At 60.3% G+C, this 19,791-nt stretch carries 17 protein-coding genes; 6 read left to right on the top strand and 11 right to left on the bottom strand.

Annotation, left to right across the window (positions count from 1 at the left end; genetic code table 11):
• Nucleotides 1–115: 115 nt before the first annotated feature.
• From hyi to ACSQ17_RS20380, 5 genes are all read left to right on the top strand, one after another.
• Nucleotides 116–898, top strand: coding sequence for a hydroxypyruvate isomerase (hyi, locus tag ACSQ17_RS20400; protein WP_436070329.1), 783 nt, complete (start codon nucleotides 116–118; stop codon nucleotides 896–898).
• Nucleotides 899–915: 17 nt separating this feature from the next.
• Nucleotides 916–1,806: a 2-hydroxy-3-oxopropionate reductase gene (locus ACSQ17_RS20395; RefSeq protein WP_436070328.1), complete on the top strand. Its 891-nt coding sequence runs from the start codon at nucleotides 916–918 to the stop codon at nucleotides 1,804–1,806.
• Nucleotides 1,807–1,973: 167 nt separating this feature from the next.
• Nucleotides 1,974–3,260, top strand: coding sequence for a glycerate kinase type-2 family protein (locus ACSQ17_RS20390; protein ID WP_436070327.1), 1,287 nt, complete (start codon nucleotides 1,974–1,976; stop codon nucleotides 3,258–3,260).
• Complete coding sequence (gene pyk, locus ACSQ17_RS20385) at nucleotides 3,257–4,672, top strand: pyruvate kinase (RefSeq protein WP_436070326.1); 1,416 nt, start codon at nucleotides 3,257–3,259, stop codon at nucleotides 4,670–4,672. The genes ACSQ17_RS20390 and pyk overlap by 4 nt, the downstream gene beginning before the upstream one ends.
• 144 nt (nucleotides 4,673–4,816) lie before the next feature.
• The gene (locus tag ACSQ17_RS20380) at nucleotides 4,817–5,767 is read left to right on the top strand and encodes an urea transporter (protein ID WP_436070325.1); all 951 of its coding nucleotides are present in this window, start codon (nucleotides 4,817–4,819) and stop codon (nucleotides 5,765–5,767) included.
• Between the two features lie 8 nt (nucleotides 5,768–5,775).
• On the opposite strand, the gene argR is transcribed toward ACSQ17_RS20380, so the two are convergent.
• The 11 genes from argR to ACSQ17_RS20325 all read right to left on the bottom strand — a co-directional run bounded on the left by argR (nucleotide 5,776) and on the right by ACSQ17_RS20325 (nucleotide 18,603).
• Complete coding sequence (gene argR / locus ACSQ17_RS20375) at nucleotides 5,776–6,756, bottom strand: transcriptional regulator ArgR (RefSeq protein ID WP_436070324.1); 981 nt, start codon at nucleotides 6,754–6,756, stop codon at nucleotides 5,776–5,778.
• 128 nt (nucleotides 6,757–6,884) lie between these two features.
• Nucleotides 6,885–8,035, bottom strand: a protein-coding gene (locus ACSQ17_RS20370) for an IS3 family transposase (protein WP_436067717.1) whose coding sequence is annotated in 2 segments (ribosomal slippage) — nucleotides 6,885–7,792 and nucleotides 7,792–8,035 — 1,152 coding nt in all. Because the reading frame shifts where the segments join, the coding sequence is not laid out codon by codon here.
• 40 nt (nucleotides 8,036–8,075) lie between these two features.
• Nucleotides 8,076–8,822, bottom strand: coding sequence for an ABC transporter ATP-binding protein (locus tag ACSQ17_RS20365; RefSeq protein ID WP_436070323.1), 747 nt, complete (start codon nucleotides 8,820–8,822; stop codon nucleotides 8,076–8,078).
• Nucleotides 8,823–8,840: 18 nt separating this feature from the next.
• Complete coding sequence (locus ACSQ17_RS20360; RefSeq protein ID WP_436070322.1) at nucleotides 8,841–9,953, bottom strand: succinylglutamate desuccinylase/aspartoacylase family protein; 1,113 nt, start codon at nucleotides 9,951–9,953, stop codon at nucleotides 8,841–8,843.
• A gap of 10 nt (nucleotides 9,954–9,963) precedes the next feature.
• Nucleotides 9,964–10,662 (bottom strand): ABC transporter permease, encoded by a 699-nt coding sequence (locus ACSQ17_RS20355; protein WP_436070321.1) that lies wholly within the window; start codon nucleotides 10,660–10,662, stop codon nucleotides 9,964–9,966.
• Nucleotides 10,663–10,678: 16 nt separating this feature from the next.
• Nucleotides 10,679–11,368 carry an ABC transporter permease gene (locus ACSQ17_RS20350; RefSeq protein ID WP_436070320.1) on the bottom strand — a complete coding sequence of 230 codons (690 nt, stop codon included), beginning with the start codon at nucleotides 11,366–11,368 and terminating at the stop codon, nucleotides 10,679–10,681.
• A gap of 119 nt (nucleotides 11,369–11,487) precedes the next feature.
• Nucleotides 11,488–12,267, bottom strand: coding sequence for an ABC transporter substrate-binding protein (locus ACSQ17_RS20345; protein ID WP_436070319.1), 780 nt, complete (start codon nucleotides 12,265–12,267; stop codon nucleotides 11,488–11,490).
• Between the two features lie 537 nt (nucleotides 12,268–12,804).
• Nucleotides 12,805–14,760, bottom strand: coding sequence for an acetate--CoA ligase (gene acs, locus ACSQ17_RS20340; RefSeq protein WP_436070318.1), 1,956 nt, complete (start codon nucleotides 14,758–14,760; stop codon nucleotides 12,805–12,807).
• Between the two features lie 244 nt (nucleotides 14,761–15,004).
• A complete protein-coding gene (locus ACSQ17_RS20335) occupies nucleotides 15,005–15,898 on the bottom strand; it encodes a DUF4824 family protein (RefSeq protein ID WP_436070317.1) in 894 nt (297 codons plus the stop codon).
• Nucleotides 15,895–16,968 (bottom strand): DUF2157 domain-containing protein, encoded by a 1,074-nt coding sequence (locus tag ACSQ17_RS20330; protein ID WP_436070316.1) that lies wholly within the window; start codon nucleotides 16,966–16,968, stop codon nucleotides 15,895–15,897. The genes ACSQ17_RS20335 and ACSQ17_RS20330 overlap by 4 nt, the downstream gene beginning before the upstream one ends.
• Before the next feature lie 81 nt (nucleotides 16,969–17,049).
• A complete protein-coding gene (locus tag ACSQ17_RS20325) occupies nucleotides 17,050–18,603 on the bottom strand; it encodes a sigma-54-dependent transcriptional regulator (RefSeq protein ID WP_436070315.1) in 1,554 nt (517 codons plus the stop codon).
• A gap of 258 nt (nucleotides 18,604–18,861) precedes the next feature.
• Between ACSQ17_RS20325 and phhA the strand changes: the two genes are divergently transcribed.
• Nucleotides 18,862–19,647 (top strand): phenylalanine 4-monooxygenase, encoded by a 786-nt coding sequence (gene phhA, locus ACSQ17_RS20320; RefSeq protein ID WP_436070314.1) that lies wholly within the window; start codon nucleotides 18,862–18,864, stop codon nucleotides 19,645–19,647.
• Nucleotides 19,648–19,791 lie beyond the last annotated feature (144 nt).

Here is a 19,791-nt window from a genome sequence, read left to right as displayed (position 1 = left end):
GAAGCGTACCGTTGGTGCGCACGGCGCACCCTACCTCGATGACGTAGCCCGGATGTAATCCGGGAAAGACTACAACCCCCGGATTGCATCCGGGCTACGAAAATAGGAGCGCCACATGCCTCGTTTTGCTGCCAACCTGTCCATGCTGTTCACCGAAGTGGACTTCCTGGAGCGTTTCGATGCTGCTGCAGCTGCCGGCTTCAGCGGTGTCGAATACCTGTTCCCCTATGATTTTCCGGCTGAGGTGATCAAGGCGCGTCTGGATAGCAACCGCCTGGAGCAGGTGCTGTTCAACCTGCCGGCTGGCGATTGGGCAAAGGGTGAGCGTGGTATCGCCTGCCACCCCGACCGCGTTGAAGAATTTCGCGCCGGCGTAGACAAGGCCATCGCCTACGCCAAGGTACTCGGCAACACGCAGATCAACTGCCTGGCCGGTATCCGCCCGCAAGGTCTGGATTGCGCCACCGTCGAGCAGACCTTTGTCGACAACCTGAAGTTTGCCGCCGAAAAACTGCAAGCCGCTGGCATCAAGCTGGTCATGGAAATGATCAACACCCGCGATATCCCAGGCTTCTACCTGAACACCACGAAGCAGGCGCTGGCCATTCGCGACAAGGTCGCAAGTCCCAACCTGTTCCTGCAATACGACATCTACCACATGCAAATCATGGAAGGTGACCTGGCGCGTACCGTCGAGGCCAACCTTGCCGTGATCAACCATGTGCAATTGGCCGACAACCCGGGCCGCAACGAGCCGGGCACTGGCGAGATCAACTACCGCTTCCTCTTCGAGCACCTGGACCGCATTGGCTACCAGGGCTGGATCGGCTGTGAATACAAGCCGGCCACCACCACCGCAGCCGGCCTCGGCTGGATGAAAGCACACAACGCAATCTGAATCAGAGGATATTTCTCATGGCAAAAATCGGATTTATCGGCACCGGCATCATGGGCAAGCCTATGGCGCAGAACCTGCAAAATACCGGGCACACCCTGTTCTTCTCCGAGCACTTCGACAAGGCTCCGGCTGACTTGCTGGGCAACAACGGCATCGGCCTGGCCAACCCGCGCGAAGTGGCGCAGGAAGCCGAATTTATCATCATCATGGTGCCGGACACCCCACAGGTTGAAGACGTGCTGTTCCGCGCCGACGGCGTAGCCGCAGGCGTGGGCGCTGGCAAAGTGGTGATCGACATGAGCTCGATCTCGCCGACCGCCACCAAGCAGTTCGCCGAGAAAATCAAAGCCACTGGCGCGGCCTACCTCGACGCCCCGGTATCCGGCGGTGAAGTCGGTGCCAAGGCCGCCACCCTGTCGATCATGGTCGGCGGTTGCCCGAATGCCTTCGAACGCGCGCTGCCGCTGTTCCAGGCCATGGGCAAGAACATTACTCGCGTCGGCGGTAACGGTGACGGCCAGACTGCCAAGGTCGCCAACCAGATCATCGTTGCATTGAACATCCAGGCTGTGGCTGAAGCCCTGCTGTTCGCCGCGAAAAACGGTGCTGATCCTGCCAAGGTGCGTGAAGCGCTGATGGGCGGTTTCGCCGGCTCGAAGATCCTTGAAGTGCACGGTGAGCGCATGATCAAGGGCACCTTCGACCCAGGCTTCCGTATCAGCCTGCACCAGAAGGACCTCAATCTGGCCCTGGCCGGCGCGCGCGAACTGGGCCTCAACCTGCCCAACACCGCCAACGCCCAGCAAGTGTTCAGCACCTGTGCAGCCATCGGTGGCAGCAACTGGGACCACTCGGCGTTGATCAAAGGCCTGGAACACATGGCCAACTTCAACATCCGTGGTGAGTAAGTAACAGGTTTCAGGGCGGGGTCAGCCGCACTGAAACAACCCTTTCGATCTGTCCGGCAGGCGGTGTCACGGCCTGCCTGCCGGGTGGGTCGATTCTAGTGCGCAGCGTCTTGGCACAGGGCGCTGCACACTAGAATCGAAGTTGATCCAGACCAAGAGAGATCACCATGTCTATCGATCCGTCTTTCAATCCAACGTCCTTGCTGCGCGAACTGTTCGCCAGCGCCATCGACGCCGCCCACCCGCGCCAGGTTCTGGCTGACTACCTGCCGGAATATCGCAGCGGCCGCGTTATCGTGATCGGCGCTGGCAAAGCCGCCGCGGCAATGGCCGAAGTGATTGAGCAGGAATGGCAAGGCGAAGTCTCCGGCCTGGTGGTTACCCGTTACGAGCACGGCGCCAACTGCCAAAGAATCGAAGTGGTCGAAGCGGCGCACCCGGTGCCGGACGACGCCGGTGAGCGCGTGGCGCGCCGCGTGTTGGAGCTGGTCAGCAACCTCAGCGAATCCGACCGGGTGATCTTCCTGCTCTCCGGCGGTGGTTCTTCCCTGCTCGCCCTGCCCGCTGCCGGCATCAGCCTGAAAGACAAACAGGCGATCAACAAGGCGCTGCTCAAGTCCGGCGCGTCGATTGGCGAAATGAACTGTGTGCGCAAGCACCTTTCCGCCATCAAAGGCGGTCGCCTGGCCAAAGCCAGCTGGCCGGCCAGCGTCTACACCTACGCGATTTCCGATGTTCCGGGCGATGAAGCCACGGTGATCGCCTCAGGCCCGACCGTGGCCGACCCGACCACCTCGGCCGAAGCCCTGGCGATTCTCACCCGCTATCAGATAGAGATTCCGGCCAACGTGCGTGCCTGGCTGCTCAATCCTGCCTCGGAAACCGTCAAACCGGGCGACCCGTGCCTGGCCCGCAGCCACTTCCAGCTGATCGCCCGCCCGCAGCAATCCCTCGACGCCGCAGCGGCCAAAGCCCGTGCAGCAGGCCTCCCGGTGCTCATCCTCGGTGATCTGGAGGGCGAATCGCGGGAAGTGGCCAAGGTGCATGCCGGCATTGCCAAACAGGTGCGCCTGCATGGCCAGCCGATCAAGGCGCCCTGCGTGATTCTCTCCGGCGGTGAAACCACCGTGACCGTGCGCGGCAATGGCCGTGGCGGGCGCAATGCCGAATTTCTCCTGAGCCTCACCGACAGCCTCAAGGGTCTGGCTGGCATCTACGCCCTGGCTGGCGACACCGATGGCATTGACGGTTCAGAAGACAACGCCGGGGCCATCATGACCCCCGACAGCTATGCCCGCGCCCACGCCCTGGGCCTGAGCAGCAGCGATGAACTGGATAACAACAACGGCTATGGCTACTTCGCCGCTCTCGATCAATTGATCGTCACCGGACCGACGCGTACCAACGTCAACGATTTTCGCGCCATTTTCATCCTTGAGGATTCTGCCCAATGAACGCCGACAAGAAAGTAAAGATCCTCGCCACCCTTGGCCCAGCGATCAAAACCATCGACGACATCCGCCAACTGGTGGAAAACGGGGTCAACCTGTTCCGCCTCAACTTCAGCCACGGCGAGCACGCCGACCACGCCGAGCGTTACAACTGGGTGCGTGAAGTCGAAAAACAGCTGAACACTCCGATTGGCATCCTGATGGACCTGCAAGGGCCGAAGCTGCGCGTCGGCCGTTTTGCCGAGGGCAAAGTCATCCTGCAACGCGGCCAGACCCTGCGTCTGGATCTGGACAGTACCCCGGGCGACGTCAACCGGGTCAACCTTCCGCACCCGGAAATCATCGAAGCGCTGCAACCGGGCATGAGCCTGCTGCTCGACGATGGCCGCCTGCGCTTGCAGGTCACCGCCAAGCACAGCGATGCAGTGATTACTGAAGTGATCGCCGGTGGCGAGCTGTCCGACCGCAAGGGCGTCAACGTGCCAGAGGCCGTGCTGCAACTCAGCCCGCTGACCGAGAAGGATCGCCGCGACCTGAGTTTCGGCCTGGAGCTGGGCGTGGACTGGGTGGCGCTGTCGTTCGTGCAGCGCCCGGAAGACATCATCGAAGCCCGCGAGTTGATTCAGGGCAAGGCCGCGCTGATGGCCAAGATCGAGAAACCATCGGCGGTGATTCACCTGGAAGAAATCGCCCGCCTGTGCGACGCGATCATGGTCGCCCGTGGCGACCTGGGTGTGGAAGTGCCGGCGGAAAATGTGCCGCGCATTCAGAAAGACATCATCCGCACCTGCCGCCAGCTCGGCCGGCCGGTGGTGGTGGCTACGCAGATGCTCGAATCCATGCGCTTCTCCCCGGCACCAACCCGCGCCGAGGTTACCGACGTGGCCAATGCCGTGGCCGAAGGTGCCGATGCGGTGATGCTGTCGGCGGAAACCGCTTCCGGTGACTACCCGCAGGAAGCCGTGCAGATGATGAGCAAGATCATCCGCCAGGTGGAGAACGGCCCGGACTTCCAGGCGCAGCTGGATGTCAGCCGCCCGCAGGCCGAAGCCACCGCCTCGGATGCGATCAGCTGCGCCATCCGCCGCATCAGCAGCATCCTGCCAGTGGCTGCGCTGGTGAACTACACCGAGTCGGGCAACTCCAGCCTGCGCGCTTCACGCGAGCGGCCAAAAGCGCCGATCCTCAGCCTGACCCCGAACCTCGACACCGCTCGCCGCCTGAGTGTGGCCTGGGGGGTATATTCGGTGGTCAATGCACGCCTGAACAAGGTCGAGGAAGTCACCCGCACCGCCCTGGAAACCGCCCGCTCGGCTGGGCTGGCGAACACCGGTGACACCGTGGTGATTACGGCAGGCGAGCCATTTGGCCAACCCGGCAGCACCAACAGCCTGCGGATTGAAATCCTGCATTGATCAAAAGCGCTGCGACAGGCTCCAGCACCGCCGCAGCGCACCACTCCCACGCTGGCTTTGCCAGTTTGAAGGCACTCACTGTTCCCGCGGTGGGTGCCTCTTTTTATTCCCGACCCCGGTGATTGTTTACTCAGGTTGCTCTGTATGTCGCCATTACCGCTTCCCACCCACGCCTTGCAGGGCTTTCGCACCCTGCTCAACGGCTTCAGTCAGATTTTTCTGCAAGCCCACTCTGGCTGCGGCCTGCTGGTGCTCCTGGCGATTGCCATCAGTGCACCGCAATTGCTTGGCGGTGCATTATTGGGTTGTCTCAGCAGCACCCTGACGGCGCAGCGTCGCGGTTATGCCAAAGCCGACATCGAACTCGGGTTGTACGGCTATAACGGCGTACTGCTGGGCATGCTGATCAGCCTGCAGTTCGCCTGGTCAGCGCTGTTGCCGCTGCTGATCATCGTCACTTCCGGGACCTCTAGCCTGCTACTGAGCGTATGGATGCGGTGCATACGCGAGCGTCAGTGGCTGCCTGCCTTCACCTTTCCCTTTGTCGGCCTGAGCTGGCTGCTGCTGTGGCAGGCACCTGTTCTGCAGCTTGAGCTGGCGCAGGCCGTAGCCAGTGACACGCAACCACTGGACTGGTGGGCCAGCCTGATTGCCATGGCGCGCGGCTTGGGCCAGGTGATTTTTCTCGATCAACCATTAGCCGGTGTCTGTCTGTTGCTGGGTCTGCTTCTGGCGGACCGACGCGCCGCTTGCTGGGCATTGCTCGGCTCCACGGGCGGCTTGGCGCTGGCGCTGTATCAAGGGCTGCCGCAGCAAAGCGCTCTCACTGGCCTGTATGGCTATAACGCCGCCCTGGCGGCTATCGCGCTCAGCCAGGTGCATCGCCGCCCTTGGCTGCCGGCTCTGGGCATCGCCCTGGCGCTGGTGCTGCAACCGGGTTTCAGCGCTCTTGGCCTACCGGCGCTGACCATGCCATTTATCCTCACCTGCTGGCTGGTCAGTGCCACGCAACGTCTGCTGCGCAAAGCCGCAGCAGACTGTTCGCCACTGCCGCCCAGCGGCAAGGACACAGCGCGTCGAGAACGAATGCCCTGAAAGGAAACTCAGCCGCGTTCGATGGGCGTTGAGGTCAGCTCGAATGGGCTGTTGCTGCGGCGCTGGTTACGGTCTTCACGCGGCGTGGCGCCGAAGAAGTTGCGGTAGGCGCTGGAGAAGTGTGGTCCGGAGGAGAAACCGCAGGACAGGCCGATCTGGATGATCGATTTGCTGGTCTGCATCAGCAACTGGCGCGCTTTGTTCAGGCGCAATTCCAGGTAGTACTGGCTGGGTACGCGGTTGAGGTACTGCTTGAAAATACGTTCCAGCTGACGGCGTGACACGCACACGTGCTGGGCGATTTCATCGGTGGTCAGCGGCTCTTCGATATTGGCTTCCATCAGCAGCACGGCCTGGGTCAGCTTGGGGTGGCTGGAGCCCAGACGGTTCTGCAGCGGAATGCGCTGGCGCTCGCCGCCTTCGCGGATACGCTCAACCACTAACTCTTCCGACACCGCGCCCGCCAGCTCAGCGCCATGGTCGCGGGCCAACAAGGCCAGCAGTAAGTCGAGGACCGCCAAGCCACCACAGGCACTCAAGCGATCACGGTCCCAGTCAAACAAGTGGCTGGTGGCAATTACCTTGGGGAAGCGCTCACTGAAATCATCCTGCCAACGCCAGTGCACCGACGCGCGGTAACCATCAAGCAGCCCCAGTTGCGCCAGGGGATAGACGCCAGCGGCGATCGCCCCGACCACACAGCCGCCGCGTACCACGTGTTTGAGCGCTGCGGATAACGCCACCGGTATCGGCCCAGGCGGCTCATCCGCCAGCAGGAAAAGCTTCTGGCAACCTTCAAGCTTGCCCACCCAAGACTCACCCGGCAGTTGCCAGGCCCCTGCAAGGGGCGCTTCAGCCTGCAGAAACACCAGCTCGTAGACCACCTCGGGGTGGACGCGCTGAGCGACACGCAGCGCTTCTTCGGCCAAGGCCAGGGTCAACGGCTTGGTGGAGGGCCAAAGCAGAAAGCCAATTCGGTGGGAGTTCATGAGGGGCAGTTTAGGCTCAGTTGGCAATTATGGGCATAGCAGAAATGGCTACAGCAGTTGCCACTGGTTATTTGAGACTGCCCGAGAGGAACTGCTGCAAACGCTCGGATTGAATCGCCCCGGATTTCCTAGACACTTTCCAGGCTCAGTAAATGTCGCTTCTCAAACTCTACCGGTGACAGCTGGTTGTTGAAACCATGTCGGCGTTTTGGGTTGTAAAACATCTCGATGTAGTCGAACACATCAGCGCGAGCATCCTGCCTAGTGCTATAGATCTTTCGCCTGACCCGCTCCCGTTTCAGCAGCTGGAAAAAGCTTTCCGCTACCGCATTGTCATGGCAGTTGCCACGTCGGCTCATGCTGCCAAGCAAGTTGTTGGCTTTCAGGAAACTCTGCCAGTCGCCGCTGCTGAACTGGCTACCCTGATCTGAGTGAATCATTACTTCCAGCTTGGGCTTACGCCGCCAAACCGCCATCAGCAATGCATCAATAGCCAGGTCGCTGGTCATCTGCGGCTTCATTGACCAGCCAATTACCTGCCGCGAAAACAGGTCGAGCACCACCGCCAAATACAACCAGCCCTCATAGGTGCGGATGTAGGTTATGTCCGTAACCCAGACCTTGTTGGGTTCGGTGACATTGAATCGACGCTCAAGATGATTCGGAGAGGCCACTGGAGGCTTACCACCATAACGGCCCGGTCGACGCCGATACCCTGTCTGCGAGCGCAGTCCTTCCTGGCGCATTAATCGAGCAACGCGATGCCTGCCGCACTGTTCTCCCAGCTCACGCAGGTCGTCATGGATTTTGCGGTAACCATAGACGCCACCGCTTTCTAACCAGGAGTGCTTGATCAAACCCAGCAGACGCTGATCATCCTTAGCTCGTGCCGACTTCGGCTCAGACAGCCAGGCGTAGTAACCGCTGGCATGTACTTTCAGGGTCAGGCACAGACGGCGAACCGAATAGTCTGCGGATAGCTGACTGATGAAGGCGTACTTCAGCCGCACTCCTTGGCAAAGTACGCGGCGGCCTTTTTTAGGATGTCTCGCTCTTCGGTCACGCGCTTGAGTTCAGCACGCAGGCGACGTAACTCAGCGTGTTGATCGTCTTCTTGTGCCCGCTGCTTTTGGGGCTTGCTGTAGCGCTTCACCCAGGCATACAGACTGTGTGTCGACATGCCCAAGCGAGCAGCTACCTCAGCCACCGGCAGACCCCGTTCGGTCACCTGCTTGACTGCTTCGATTTTGAATTCTTCGGGATAACGCGGGTTACTCATGGCACCTCCTAATGGGCCGCATTATGAGGCCTGGAGGTGTCTACGAAACTAGGGGCGATTCAGATTGTGGATTGGCCAACACCTCACGCGGGCAACCGCGCTCTTCCACCACGCCTTTGTGAAGGAACACCAACTGGTTGGACACTTCGCGGGCAAAGCCCATTTCGTGAGTCACCACCACCATGGTACGGCCTTCCTGGGCTAAGTCCTGCATTACCTTGAGAACTTCGCCAACCAATTCCGGGTCAAGGGCCGACGTCGGCTCGTCGAACAGCATCACCTCAGGCTCCATCGCCAAGGCGCGGGCAATCGCCACACGCTGCTGCTCACCACCACTCATGTGCGCGGGATAGGCGTCTTTGCGATGCGCCACACCGACCTTGTTCAGGTAGTGCTCGGCTTTTTCGAGGGCGTCCTTCTTGCTCATGCCGAGCACGTGCACCGGGGCTTCCATGACGTTTTCCAGGGCGCTCATGTGCGACCAAAGGTTGAAGTGCTGGAACACCATGGACAGGCGCGAACGCATGCGCTGCAGCTGCTTGGGATCAGCGGCTTTTAGGCCACCGTCCTTGTTGGCGACTAATTTCAGCTCTTCGTTGTTGAGAAGAATCTTGCCGCTGTGTGGCTGTTCCAGCAGGTTGATGCAACGCAGGAAGGTACTCTTGCCCGAGCCACTGGAGCCAATGATGCTGATCACATCGCCGGCCTTGGCGGCCAGCGACACGCCCTTCAATACTTCATGGCTGCCGTAGCGCTTGTGCAGATCCTGAACTTCAAGTTTGTACATGGTTTCCACTCTCTTGAATCAGTCGCTGAGCAAGCGACCCTGGCGAATAGGGGTACGACCGGCCACCTTGGCCAGCCACAAACCGGGCTGGGCAAAACGCAACCGTTCGCGCGCATAGAGCACACCGTCTGTGGCAGCGCAGACGGTGGTGTGGCGATCGTCCAATGGATCGATCACCTCGAACAAGGGATCACCGGCCTTAACCCGCGCGCCCACCGGTTGCAGAAAACTCACCACCCCGGCATGTGGCGCATACACATACTGCGCACCGGCAAAGGGCGTGGCCTCGCAGCTTTCAGCGGGTGCGGCCGACCAGTCACCGGCGATCAGGCCCTGTTCGGCAAGGAACGCCAGAATGCTTTCGGCGCTGGCCTCGGCCTCACGCTTACCGGTATCGGCCATGCCGCCCAGCTCGACGGTCACCGCCAGGCTGGCCATTGGCACCACCGCCTGAGGAAACTGTCGGGCCAGATTGACCCAGGGCAAAGCGCATGCCTCATCAAAGGAATTGCCGCCAGAGTCCTCGACGGTCAGCGCAGCACCGGCCTGCAAACGGGCGGCCAGGGTGCGCAGCTGTGGCCATTGCTGTGGCAGCAGGTACAGATGCACGGCAGCATCGAAATCACAGTGCAGGTCGAGCACCACATCGGCATCGCAGGCATGTTTCAGTAACAGGCGCTGTAGACCTTGCAGCTCTGAGCATGCGGGAGGCAAGGCCTCCAGCGCAGCGAGCATGGCCGTGCGAATCATCCGCACATTGCTCGGCCCGTCCTGCCCCAGGCAACCGTGTAACGCTGGCGCAATGGCGGCAGCCAGGTCAGGGAAGTCGCGATTGAAGTTCTTCCCGCTGCCCAGTTCGAAACGGCCCTGATGGCTGGCCTGGAACATCTGTCCCAGACCAATCGGGTTGGCCACCGGCACCAGTTCGATCACCCCGGTCAGTCGCCCCTGGGCTTCCAGCTCACGCAGGCGGCGCTTGAGCTCCACCGCCACGCGCATCCCCGGCAGCTCATCGGCATGCAACGAGGCCTGGATATAGGCCTTGCACGGGCCATGGCCGAAACGGAACACGCTCAAGCGGCGTTCAGTGCCGGGGCAGCCCCAGGGCAATGGATGATCGATACGCTGCATGCTCTGCTCCTCAGGCTTTGCGCGGTGCCAGGTAGGCCAACCAGCGGCGCTCGGCCAACTTGAACAGACGGACAAGGATAAAGGTCAGGCACAGGTAGAACAGACCGGCGGTGATAAACGCCTCAAACGGCAGGTAATACTGCGAGAAGACAGTGCGTGCCGCGCCAGTGATGTCGATCAGGGTGACGATCGAGGCTAGCGAGGTGGTATGCAGCATCATGATTACTTCGTTGCTGTACTGCGGCAGTGCGCGGCGCAGCGCCGACGGCAGGAGAATCCGGCGGTACAGCTTAAAACGCGACATGCCCATGGCTTTCGCCGCTTCAATCTCACCATGCGGCGTGGCCTTCAGGCTGCCCGCGAGAATCTCTGCGCTGTAAGCACTGGTGTTGATGGCAAACGCCAGGCAGGCACAGAAGGTCGCGCTGGAGAAATATGGCCAGAGGAAACTCTCACGTATCGCCTCGAACTGGGCCAAGCCGTAATAGATGAGAAACAACTGCACCAGCATCGGGGTGCCGCGAATCACATAGGTGTAGAGCCAAGCCGGGAAATTAACCCAGGCCGATTTTGAAACACGCATCAGCCCCAGGGGAATGGCCACAGCCAGACCACATACCAGGGAAATCAGCAGAATTTTCAGGGTGACCAGTACACCGCCCAAGTACAGCGGCAGGTTTTCCAAGATTACGTTGTAGTCAAAAATCATCGCTGCGCTCCCCCGCTTACAGATCAGCGGCTTTAATGCCGACCGAGTAACGTTTTTCCAGGTAACGCAAAGCCAGCAGCGACACGCTGGTCAGCACCAGATACAAGGCCGCAACCGCCAGGTAGAAGGTGAAGGGCTCGCGGGTGGCATCGGCGGCACTTTTCGCCTTGAACATCATGTCTTGCAGGCCGACCACGGAGATCAGTGCGGTGGCCTTGGTCAACACCAGCCAGTTGTTGGTGAAACCAGGAATGGCGAAGCGAATCATCTGCGGCACCAGAATGCGGAAGAACACCTGCATGCCACTCATGCCGTACGCGGCACCGGCTTCGGCCTGACCTTTGGGAATGGCCATAAAGGCCCCACGGAAGGTCTCCGACAGGTAAGCACCAAAGATAAAGCCCATGGTGAAAACGCCGGCAATAAACGGGTTTATTTCGATGTAGTCGTCGTAACCAAGCATCGGTGCCAGATGGTTCACCAAGTTCTGACCGCCGTAAAAGATCAGCAGGATCAGCACCAAGTCAGGAATACCGCGAATCACCGTGGCGTAGGTTTCCCCCAGTAGCGCCAGCCACTTGATGGGCGACAGGCGAAACGCTGCACCCAGCAAACCCAACACGATGGCAACCGCCATCGACGTCAGCGCCAGAATCAGGGTGAGCCAGGCACCCTCTAAAATGGTCGAGCCGTAGCCGTTGAGCATGCTCTGAATACCTCATGCAAACGCCGGGCGGCGCCTGGGAGTACAACGAAAAAGTGGCGTAAACCTCAAATAAAGGCGGGTTTACGCCACTTTCAGTGAAGACGACCGAGCGAACTCAATCAGTCGCCGTAGACGTTGAAGTCAAAGTACTTGTCCTGCACTTCCTTGTACTTGCCGTTGGCACGGATGGCCAGAATGGCAGCGCTGATCTTGTCAGCCAGTGCCTTGTCGCCCTTGCGCACGGCAATGCCCTGACCTTCGCCGAAGTATTTGACGTCGGTGAAATCCGGGCCAACAAACGCAAAGCCTTTACCGGCGTCAGTTTTCAGGAAGCCGTCGTCGATATTCACCGAGTCAGCCAGGGTGGCATCCAGGCGGCCAGAGTTCAGATCGAGGAAGATTTCGTTCTGCGAGCTGTAACGCACGATCTCGGCACCTGCCGCCGCAAATACATCCGTGGCAAAACGGTCGTAAACAGAGGAGCGCTGCACGCCAATCTTCTTGCCTTTGAGATCTACCGCAGGGTCTTTCATCTCGGTACCGGCTTTCATCGCCAGCTTGGCCGGAGTGGCGTAGTACTTACCGGTGAAATCTACGGACTTCTTGCGATCGTCAGTAATCGACATGGACGACAGCACGGCATCAAACTTGCGCACTTTCAGTGCCGGGATCAGGCCGTCGAACTCCTGCTCGATCCACTTGCATTCAACTTTCATCTCTTCGCACAGGGCGACGCCGATGTCGTAGTCAAAACCGCTAATGGCACCTTCTGGAGTTTTGAAAGCAAACGGCGGGTAAGCTGCTTCAATACCGATGCGCAGAGGCTTGGCATCGTCGGCCATGGCCAGCGGCGACAGCATGTACAGCGCCAGTGCGCCGAGAAGTGCAATCTTCTTCATCTTGTGACTCCTTCGAATGGGTATGGCCCAACGTGAATTGGACAATGGCAGCGAGAGTTGCAGCGCATCCAGCCGTTTATGAATTGTAGTGAGTCACCGCCAAGCTGCGCGCTGCGCAGACACCGGACGGCCCCAGCCGGGTGAGCGGCATTCTAGCGACAGCTCGAAAGTCGATATTTCTTCAATGCGACAAGTAATTACAAAAGGCCCGGACGGGTGCAGCGAGGATATTGACAGCCCCTGAAAAAAATGCAGGGACAGAAAAGACAATTAACCAGTTAATAAAGCAATTAACGCGCCCAAACTCAAAAAGCCCACTGATTACGGGCTTTATTCGGTGGTTTTATTTTTCAGCACGGATAAATTGCTGCTCCATTTTGACGCAAAACGTTCCCGCACACCCCACAAAAGTGCGCCCTGTTACGCCCAGGTGACAGCCGACTACCCAGATGAAAATCGATAACAGCCTACAACGCACAACGCCCTGCCCGGCTTGTGGCCGAGACAGGGCGTTGTTTACAGGCGTTTCAACCGAAGTCAGGCAGCCTGCATGTCGCGGTGAGTGTCGATAAGGTGCTGCACCACGCCAGGATCGGCCAGCGTAGAGATGTCGCCGAGTGAATCGTATTCGGCGGTTGCGATCTTGCGCAGGATACGGCGCATGATCTTGCCCGAGCGGGTTTTCGGCAGGCCTGGGGCCCACTGAATCACGTCCGGTGAGGCAATTGGACCGATTTCCTTGCGCACCCAGTTTTTCAACTCCTGGCGCAATTGCTCGGATGGCTGCTCGCCGCCATTCAAGGTGACGTAGACATAAATGCCCTGGCCTTTGATGTCGTGCGGCACGCCAACCACGGCAGCTTCGGCGACTTTCGGGTGAGCGACCATGGCGCTTTCGATTTCCGCGGTGCCCATGCGGTGCCCGGACACGTTGAGCACGTCGTCAACCCGACCCGTGATCCAGTAGTAGCCGTCTTCGTCGCGGCGCGCACCGTCACCGGTGAAGTACATGCCCTTGAAGGTCTTGAAGTAGGTATCAACGAAACGGTCGTGGTCGCCGTACAGGGTACGTGCCTGCCCAGGCCAGGAATCGATGATCACCAGATTGCCCTCGGCCGCACCCTCGATCAGGTTGCCCAGGTTGTCCACCAGCGCTGGCTGCACACCAAAGAACGGACGGGTCGCCGAACCCGGCTTGAGCGCAGTAGCACCTGGCAGCGGGCTGATCAGGATGCCGCCGGTTTCGGTTTGCCACCAGGTGTCAACGATCGGGCAACGCTCCTGGCCGACGGTTTTGTAGTACCAGTTCCAGGCTTCCGGGTTGATCGGTTCACCAACCGAGCCAAGCAGGCGCAGGCTGGAACCATCGGCACCGGCCACCGCCGCATCACCCTGCGCCATCATGGCGCGGATCGCGGTCGGTGCGGTGTAGAGGATGTTAACCTTGTGCTTGTCGACAATCTTCGACACGCGGGTAATGTCCGGGTAGTTGGGGATGCCTTCAAACAGCAGCGTGGTCGCGCCATTGGCCAGCGGGCCGTAGACGATATAGCTGTGGCCGGTAACCCAACCCACGTCGGCGGTGCACCAGTAGACATCGCCCGGCTTGTAGTCGAACACGCGTTCATGGGTCAGCGCGGCATACACCAGGTAACCGCCGGTGGTGTGCTGCACGCCTTTCGGCTTACCGGTGGAGCCCGAGGTGTAGAGAATAAACAGCGCTTCCTCCGCGCCCATTTCCTTCGGTGCGCAGTGGCTGGAGGCTACGGCCATCAGGTCTTCGTACCAGATGTCGCGGTGCTGGTTCCACTTGATCGGGCTGGCGGTGCGCTTGCACACGATAACCTTCTGCACGCTGCTGGTTTCCGGGTTGGTCAGCGCGTCATCAACGTTGGCTTTCAGAGGAGTTTTCTTGCCGCCGCGCAGGCCTTCATCAGCGGTAATCACCACCTTGGACTGGCAGTCGATGATGCGCCCGGCCAGGGCTTCCGGGGAGAAACCACCAAACACCACCGAATGGATCGCACCAATGCGGGTACAGGCGAGCATCGCCACCACCGCCTGCGGGATCATCGGCATGTAGATAGTCACCACGTCACCACGGTGCACATCCTGGCCACGCAGGGCGTTAGCGAACTTGCACACCTGCTCGTGCAACTGGCGGTAGGTGATTTCCTGGTGCTCGGATGGGTCGTCGCCTTCCCAAATGATCGCCACCTGATCGCCACGGGTTTCCAGGTGACGATCCAGGCAGTTGTAGGAAACATTCAGGGTGCCATCGGCGAACCACTTGATATCAACGTGGTGATCGTCAAAGGAGGTCTGTTTGACCTTGGTGAACGGCTTGATCCAATCGATGCGCTTGGCCTGCTCACGCCAAAAACCGTCGGGGTTGATCACCGACTGCTGGTACATGGCTTTATAGGTTGCCTCATCAGTCAGGGACTGGGCCGCCACCTCCGGGCGCACGGGATACAAGGACGCAGCACTCATCAGAAACACCTCGGTGGGTAGTTGTTGTTCTATGTGCCATTTTGTAGCCAGCCCCCTACCGGAGGGCCATTCGACCATGGTCTTAACGCTCTGCGACGATAGTCTTAGGGGTTTTCGCGGGCAAAAAAAAGGCGACCCGAGAGGTCGCCACCCAAATCATTCCGGGGGAGGAATGGAGAAACGCTTGCATCCAAATCACGCAGGATTGGAACACCTGCAGTCTCCCCCGGTTACACACTGCGAGCTATTGCACCTTGGTCGTAGGCAGCCCCTGCTCGCGTGCCGTCAGTTCGACGAACCAGGGCTCCAGACGCCGGCCAAAGGCCAGTTCGGCGTTAAAGCGTTTGGCATGCCCCTGATCCGTTTGCTCGTCGTATTCCTTCAGGTTGGCAAAGGTCGCATGCCAACGCCGCGGCAGATTGAGGCTCTGCAGGCCGGGGGTTTCGGCCGAACCGCCGAACTGCCAGACCCAGCGCTGTGCTTGCGGACGCGGGTCGTCGCCCTCGCCCGTCCATGGCGTGACCGTGCTGCTGGCCTGTGCCTCGACAATCGCGCGCACGATGGCATAGCGCTGACGATCCGGATAACGCGCGCGCAGCGCCTGCTGATCGAGCCCGACGTCCACCACCAGCAAGCGACTGGCGCGCTGCTGTTCTTGCTCAAGCATTTTGCCGGCATACTCCGCCGCCTCGCGCAGCTCCTGGCTGTCGGGTACGGATCTGGCCAAACGCACGGCCTCGGCATGGGCTGCCTGAGCCCGGGCCACTTCGCGCTGATAGGCCGGGCCATCCAGCTCCAGCACCAGCAATGCATCACGGTCCAGTTGTCGGCGATAACGGCGTGCGCCTTCATCGTTCAGCTCGCCAGGCAAGGCAAACCCCAGCTCGGCCATTTTCTCGGCGCTGATCGACAGGTAGGTGTTTTCGCTGTCGCGACTGGGCCAGCGGTAATCCAGACGCAGCGCCAGGCTGCTGTTGTCCTTGCGCCAATAGGCGTAGGTATTGCCCAACTCGCGCTCGCTCAGTCGCAGGCTGCTTTCTGCGGGTTCCTGGCGATTCCATGCCGCGCCCAACAACACGATGGCATTGACCAGGCCAATCAGCAGCAGGCCGGCAATCAGGTAACGCGACCGTTTCATTGCCAACCTCCCAGTAGTCCATGGCGACTGCGCAAGCGCCGTAGCACCTGCAAAATAAGCACCGCGCTCAGGCCCAGCACCAAGAAGAACAGGTACTTGGGCATGCTGTCCCACCACCAGTCGAACAGCTTGGTGTAGAGGAAGATCACAAAAAAGCTCAGCCCGGTGTTCACCACATCCGTCCAGTCACGACGCACACCCAGCCAGATCATCAACGCCGCCAGGATAAAGCCGGCCGACTGGTAAACCGTCTCGATCACCTCTTCCGGCCAATCCAGGTAACTGGCCGCGCCCCAGTACGCCAGCACCAGTACCGGCAGAAATACCCCGAGCAAACCAAATACCCGATAGATCACGGCAAAGCCATCGAAGCGGCGCTGATCAAGCAGCAGCGGCAGCACGAAGATCAGCAGCGCCGCTGGAATGAAGTTCTCCGGACGCTGGGCAAACCCCAGCCAGTAGATGCCGTCCCAACTGCCAATTCGCGTCGCCACAAACGCCAACAGGCAACTGAGCCCTGCCGCCAGCAGCAGCCGCGCACCACAGGCATAGGCCAGCAACAATGCGTAAAGCGCCCAGGGCAGCAAGGCATTGTTCGATGGGGTGATATTGAAGATCTGCCCAAGCATGACGATGTTCAGCACGAAACAGGTAAAGGCCACCAGCGCCGCCAGCTTGCTGAAATAGCCCGAGCTGTCGCGGCGCTGCACCCATAGCGTCAAACCGAATGAGGCGAGACTCGCACTCAGCAGAATCGCCACCTGGCTCCCGGTGCCGAACAACCCCCAGAACTGGTAGAACAGAAAGAACACGCTGGCCGCCAACGCCAACGCGCCTAGGAACGAGGCAATGCGCATACCCAGCGACAATTGCCGAGCCTGGGTGTTGTGATCGATATCAAAAGCGTTCAGATAGCTGCTCAACAGCTGCTGCTGATAAGCATGCAAGTTACTGCGCTGGGCATCGCTCAGGCTCAGTACCTGCTCAGCCTCCAGGCGCGCCAACTCACGGTTGAACACACCGATATCATCGGCGCGTTGTTGGGCATCACTGCGGTTTATATTCGGCATGGCAATCCTTGCGGCAGCACCCTGGTGTGGGCGACTCAGCACACTCTAGCGCTAAACCCTACGGCCTTCGAGGCTCGCGCCCTACTCCTTACCCAGCCCATGCTGCCGCAGCTTGTTGGCGATGGTGGTGTGCGACACGCCCAGGCGTTTACCCAACTGACGACTGCTCGGGTGATCGTGGAACAAGCGCTCCAACACGGCTTTCTCAAAGCGTCCGAGAATATCGTCCAAGCCGCCCTCCACCGAGAACTCGCCCAGCGGCTGCGGCGCACCGTAATCCGGCAGGCGTATATGTTCACCTTTGACCGTGCCGCCATCGCACAGCGAAACAGCCTGGAACAGTACGTTCTCCAGCTGACGGACATTGCCCGGCCAGTGGTAATGGCTGAGTTTGTCCAGCACCTGCGGCGCCAGTTTGGGCAGCGGGCAGCCGATCTGCCGGCTGGCCTGATCAAGAAAGTGCTCCACCAACGGCGGCAGGCCGTCCAGGCATTCACGCAGCGGCGGGATATGCAGGCTGAGCACGTTGAGGCGGTGATACAAATCCTGACGGAACTCGCCCTTGGCGCACAGCTCGGATAGATCCACCTGGGTGGCGCAGATCACCCGCACGTCCAGATAGACCTCTTCATCACTGCCCACCCGGCGGAAGCAGCCGTCCTGCAGAAAACGCAGCAGCTTGGCTTGCAGGCGCGGGCTCATCTCGCCGACGCCATCGAGAAACAGCGTACCGCCTGCGGTCAGTTCCAGCAGACCGAGTTTGCCTTCCGGCCGCGCGCCCTCGAAAGCACCGGGGCCGTAGCCGAACAGCTCGGTCTCGGCCATGGATTCCGGCAGGCCGGCGCAGTTCAGCGCCATAAACGGCGACTGCCCGCGCGGGCTGGCCAGGTGGCAGGCGCGCGCCAGCAGCTCCTTGCCGGTGCCGGTTTCGCCTTCGATCAACAGCGGCGCGTCCAGCGGGGCCATACGCCGCGCCTCGCGCACCACCGCAGCCATCACCTTGGAGCTCTGGAAGATCGAATCGAAGCCGCGCAGCTCCTGCTTGCGCACGTTGTAGATGCGCTCACCCACACGGTCAGCGCGGTGCAGGGTCAACACCGCACCGGCCATGGCATCGCTTTCGTCATGCTCGGTTTGCAGCGGCGCGATGTCGGCAAGAAACACATCGCCCTTCACTTTCACCCGCAAGCCGTTGATCCGTGACTTGTTGGCGCGCACCAGCTCCGGCAGGTCGAAATCCTCGGCGTAGCGCGACAGCGGAATGCCCGGCACCTCATCCACCCGCACGCCCAACAGCTGTGCGGCGCTACGGTTGGCGGCCACGATGCTGCCGCCCATATCGATCGACAACACCGGGAAATCCAGCGCGCCGAGCAGCGCATTCAGCTCCAGATGGCGGCGCTCGCTGGGCATCAGGCCGACACGCTTGACCCCGAACACCCCGGAAATCGCCTCGAATTTGGGCCGCAGCGACTGGAATTGCAGGTTGATCAGGTTCGGGCAGTGCAGGTAGATGGCATTACCCTGCTCGCCACCGACTTCACCACGGGCGACGTTGATGCCGTATTCGACCAGCAGATTGAGGATGTCGCGCAGGATGCCAATTCGGTTCTGGCAGTGGACTTTGATACGCATGGCAGGGCTCTGATCAGGCTTCTTGTTAGGCCGCAACGCGGAAAAATCGACGCGTGCGGTGGATTATTCGTCAAGAATATGTGACAGCCTAGCGCAGCAGCAAGACGATACTTCGCCACATCGCCACGTACGTAACCATTTCTTTACGAAATAACCGACCTTTCCTCCCGCATCAGACTCAGCCATGGGCTGCATAACCGCACGGCCTGGCGTATTCCTGAGTCCAATAAAACAACAAAGCCCCAGCAGGAGGCAGCGATGAAGAGCACGCAATACCAGGCGCGCGAACCGGATGACAATGGCTTTATCCATTACCCGGAGGCCGAGCATCAGGTGTGGAACACCCTGATCACCCGCCAGTTGAAGGTGATCGAAGGCCGCGCCTGCCAGGAATACCTGGACGGCATCGAGCAGCTTGGCCTGCCTCATGAACGCATTCCGCAGCTCGGCGAGATCAATCAGGTGCTTGCCGCCACCACCGGCTGGCGTGTGGCGCGGGTGCCGGCGCTGATTCCCTTCCAGACCTTCTTCGAGCTGCTGGCCAGCAAGCAATTCCCGGTGGCCACCTTTATCCGCACGCCCGAGGAACTGGACTACCTGCAGGAGCCGGACATTTTCCACGAGATCTTTGGCCACTGCCCACTGCTGACCAACCCCTGGTTCGCCGAATTCACCCACACCTACGGCAAGCTCGGCCTGGCTGCCACTAAGGAAGAGCGCGTGTACCTGGCCCGGCTGTACTGGCTGACCATCGAGTTCGGCCTGCTCGACACCAGCCAGGGGCAACGCATTTACGGCGGCGGCATCCTCTCTTCGCCGAAGGAAACCCTCTACTGCCTGTCCGATACGCCACAGCACCTGGCCTTCGACCCGGTTGAGGCGATGCGCACGCCATATCGCATCGATATCCTGCAACCGCTGTATTTCGTCCTGCCCGAACTCAAGCGCCTGTTCGAACTGGCCCACGAGGACATCATGGCCATGGTGCACCAGGCCATGCAGCTGGGGCTGCACGCGCCGAAGTTTCCACCGAAAGCGGCGTAGGTTTTGGCTCCCCTCTCCCATTTATAGGAGAGGGGCTGGGGAGAGGGTCGAACCAAACGGCACCCTCTCCCTAACCCTATCCCGCAAGCGGGAGAGGGAACTGATCCGCAAGCCCCCTAACCTTCTATGCTCTGCCCACGAACC

The organism is Pseudomonas sp. LjRoot71 (genome assembly GCF_964253255.1).
Classification (GTDB): Bacteria; Pseudomonadota; Gammaproteobacteria; order Pseudomonadales; family Pseudomonadaceae; genus Aquipseudomonas.
The sequence above is the reverse complement of the archived record's forward strand: the minus strand, read 5'-3'. Positions and strand labels throughout refer to the sequence as shown.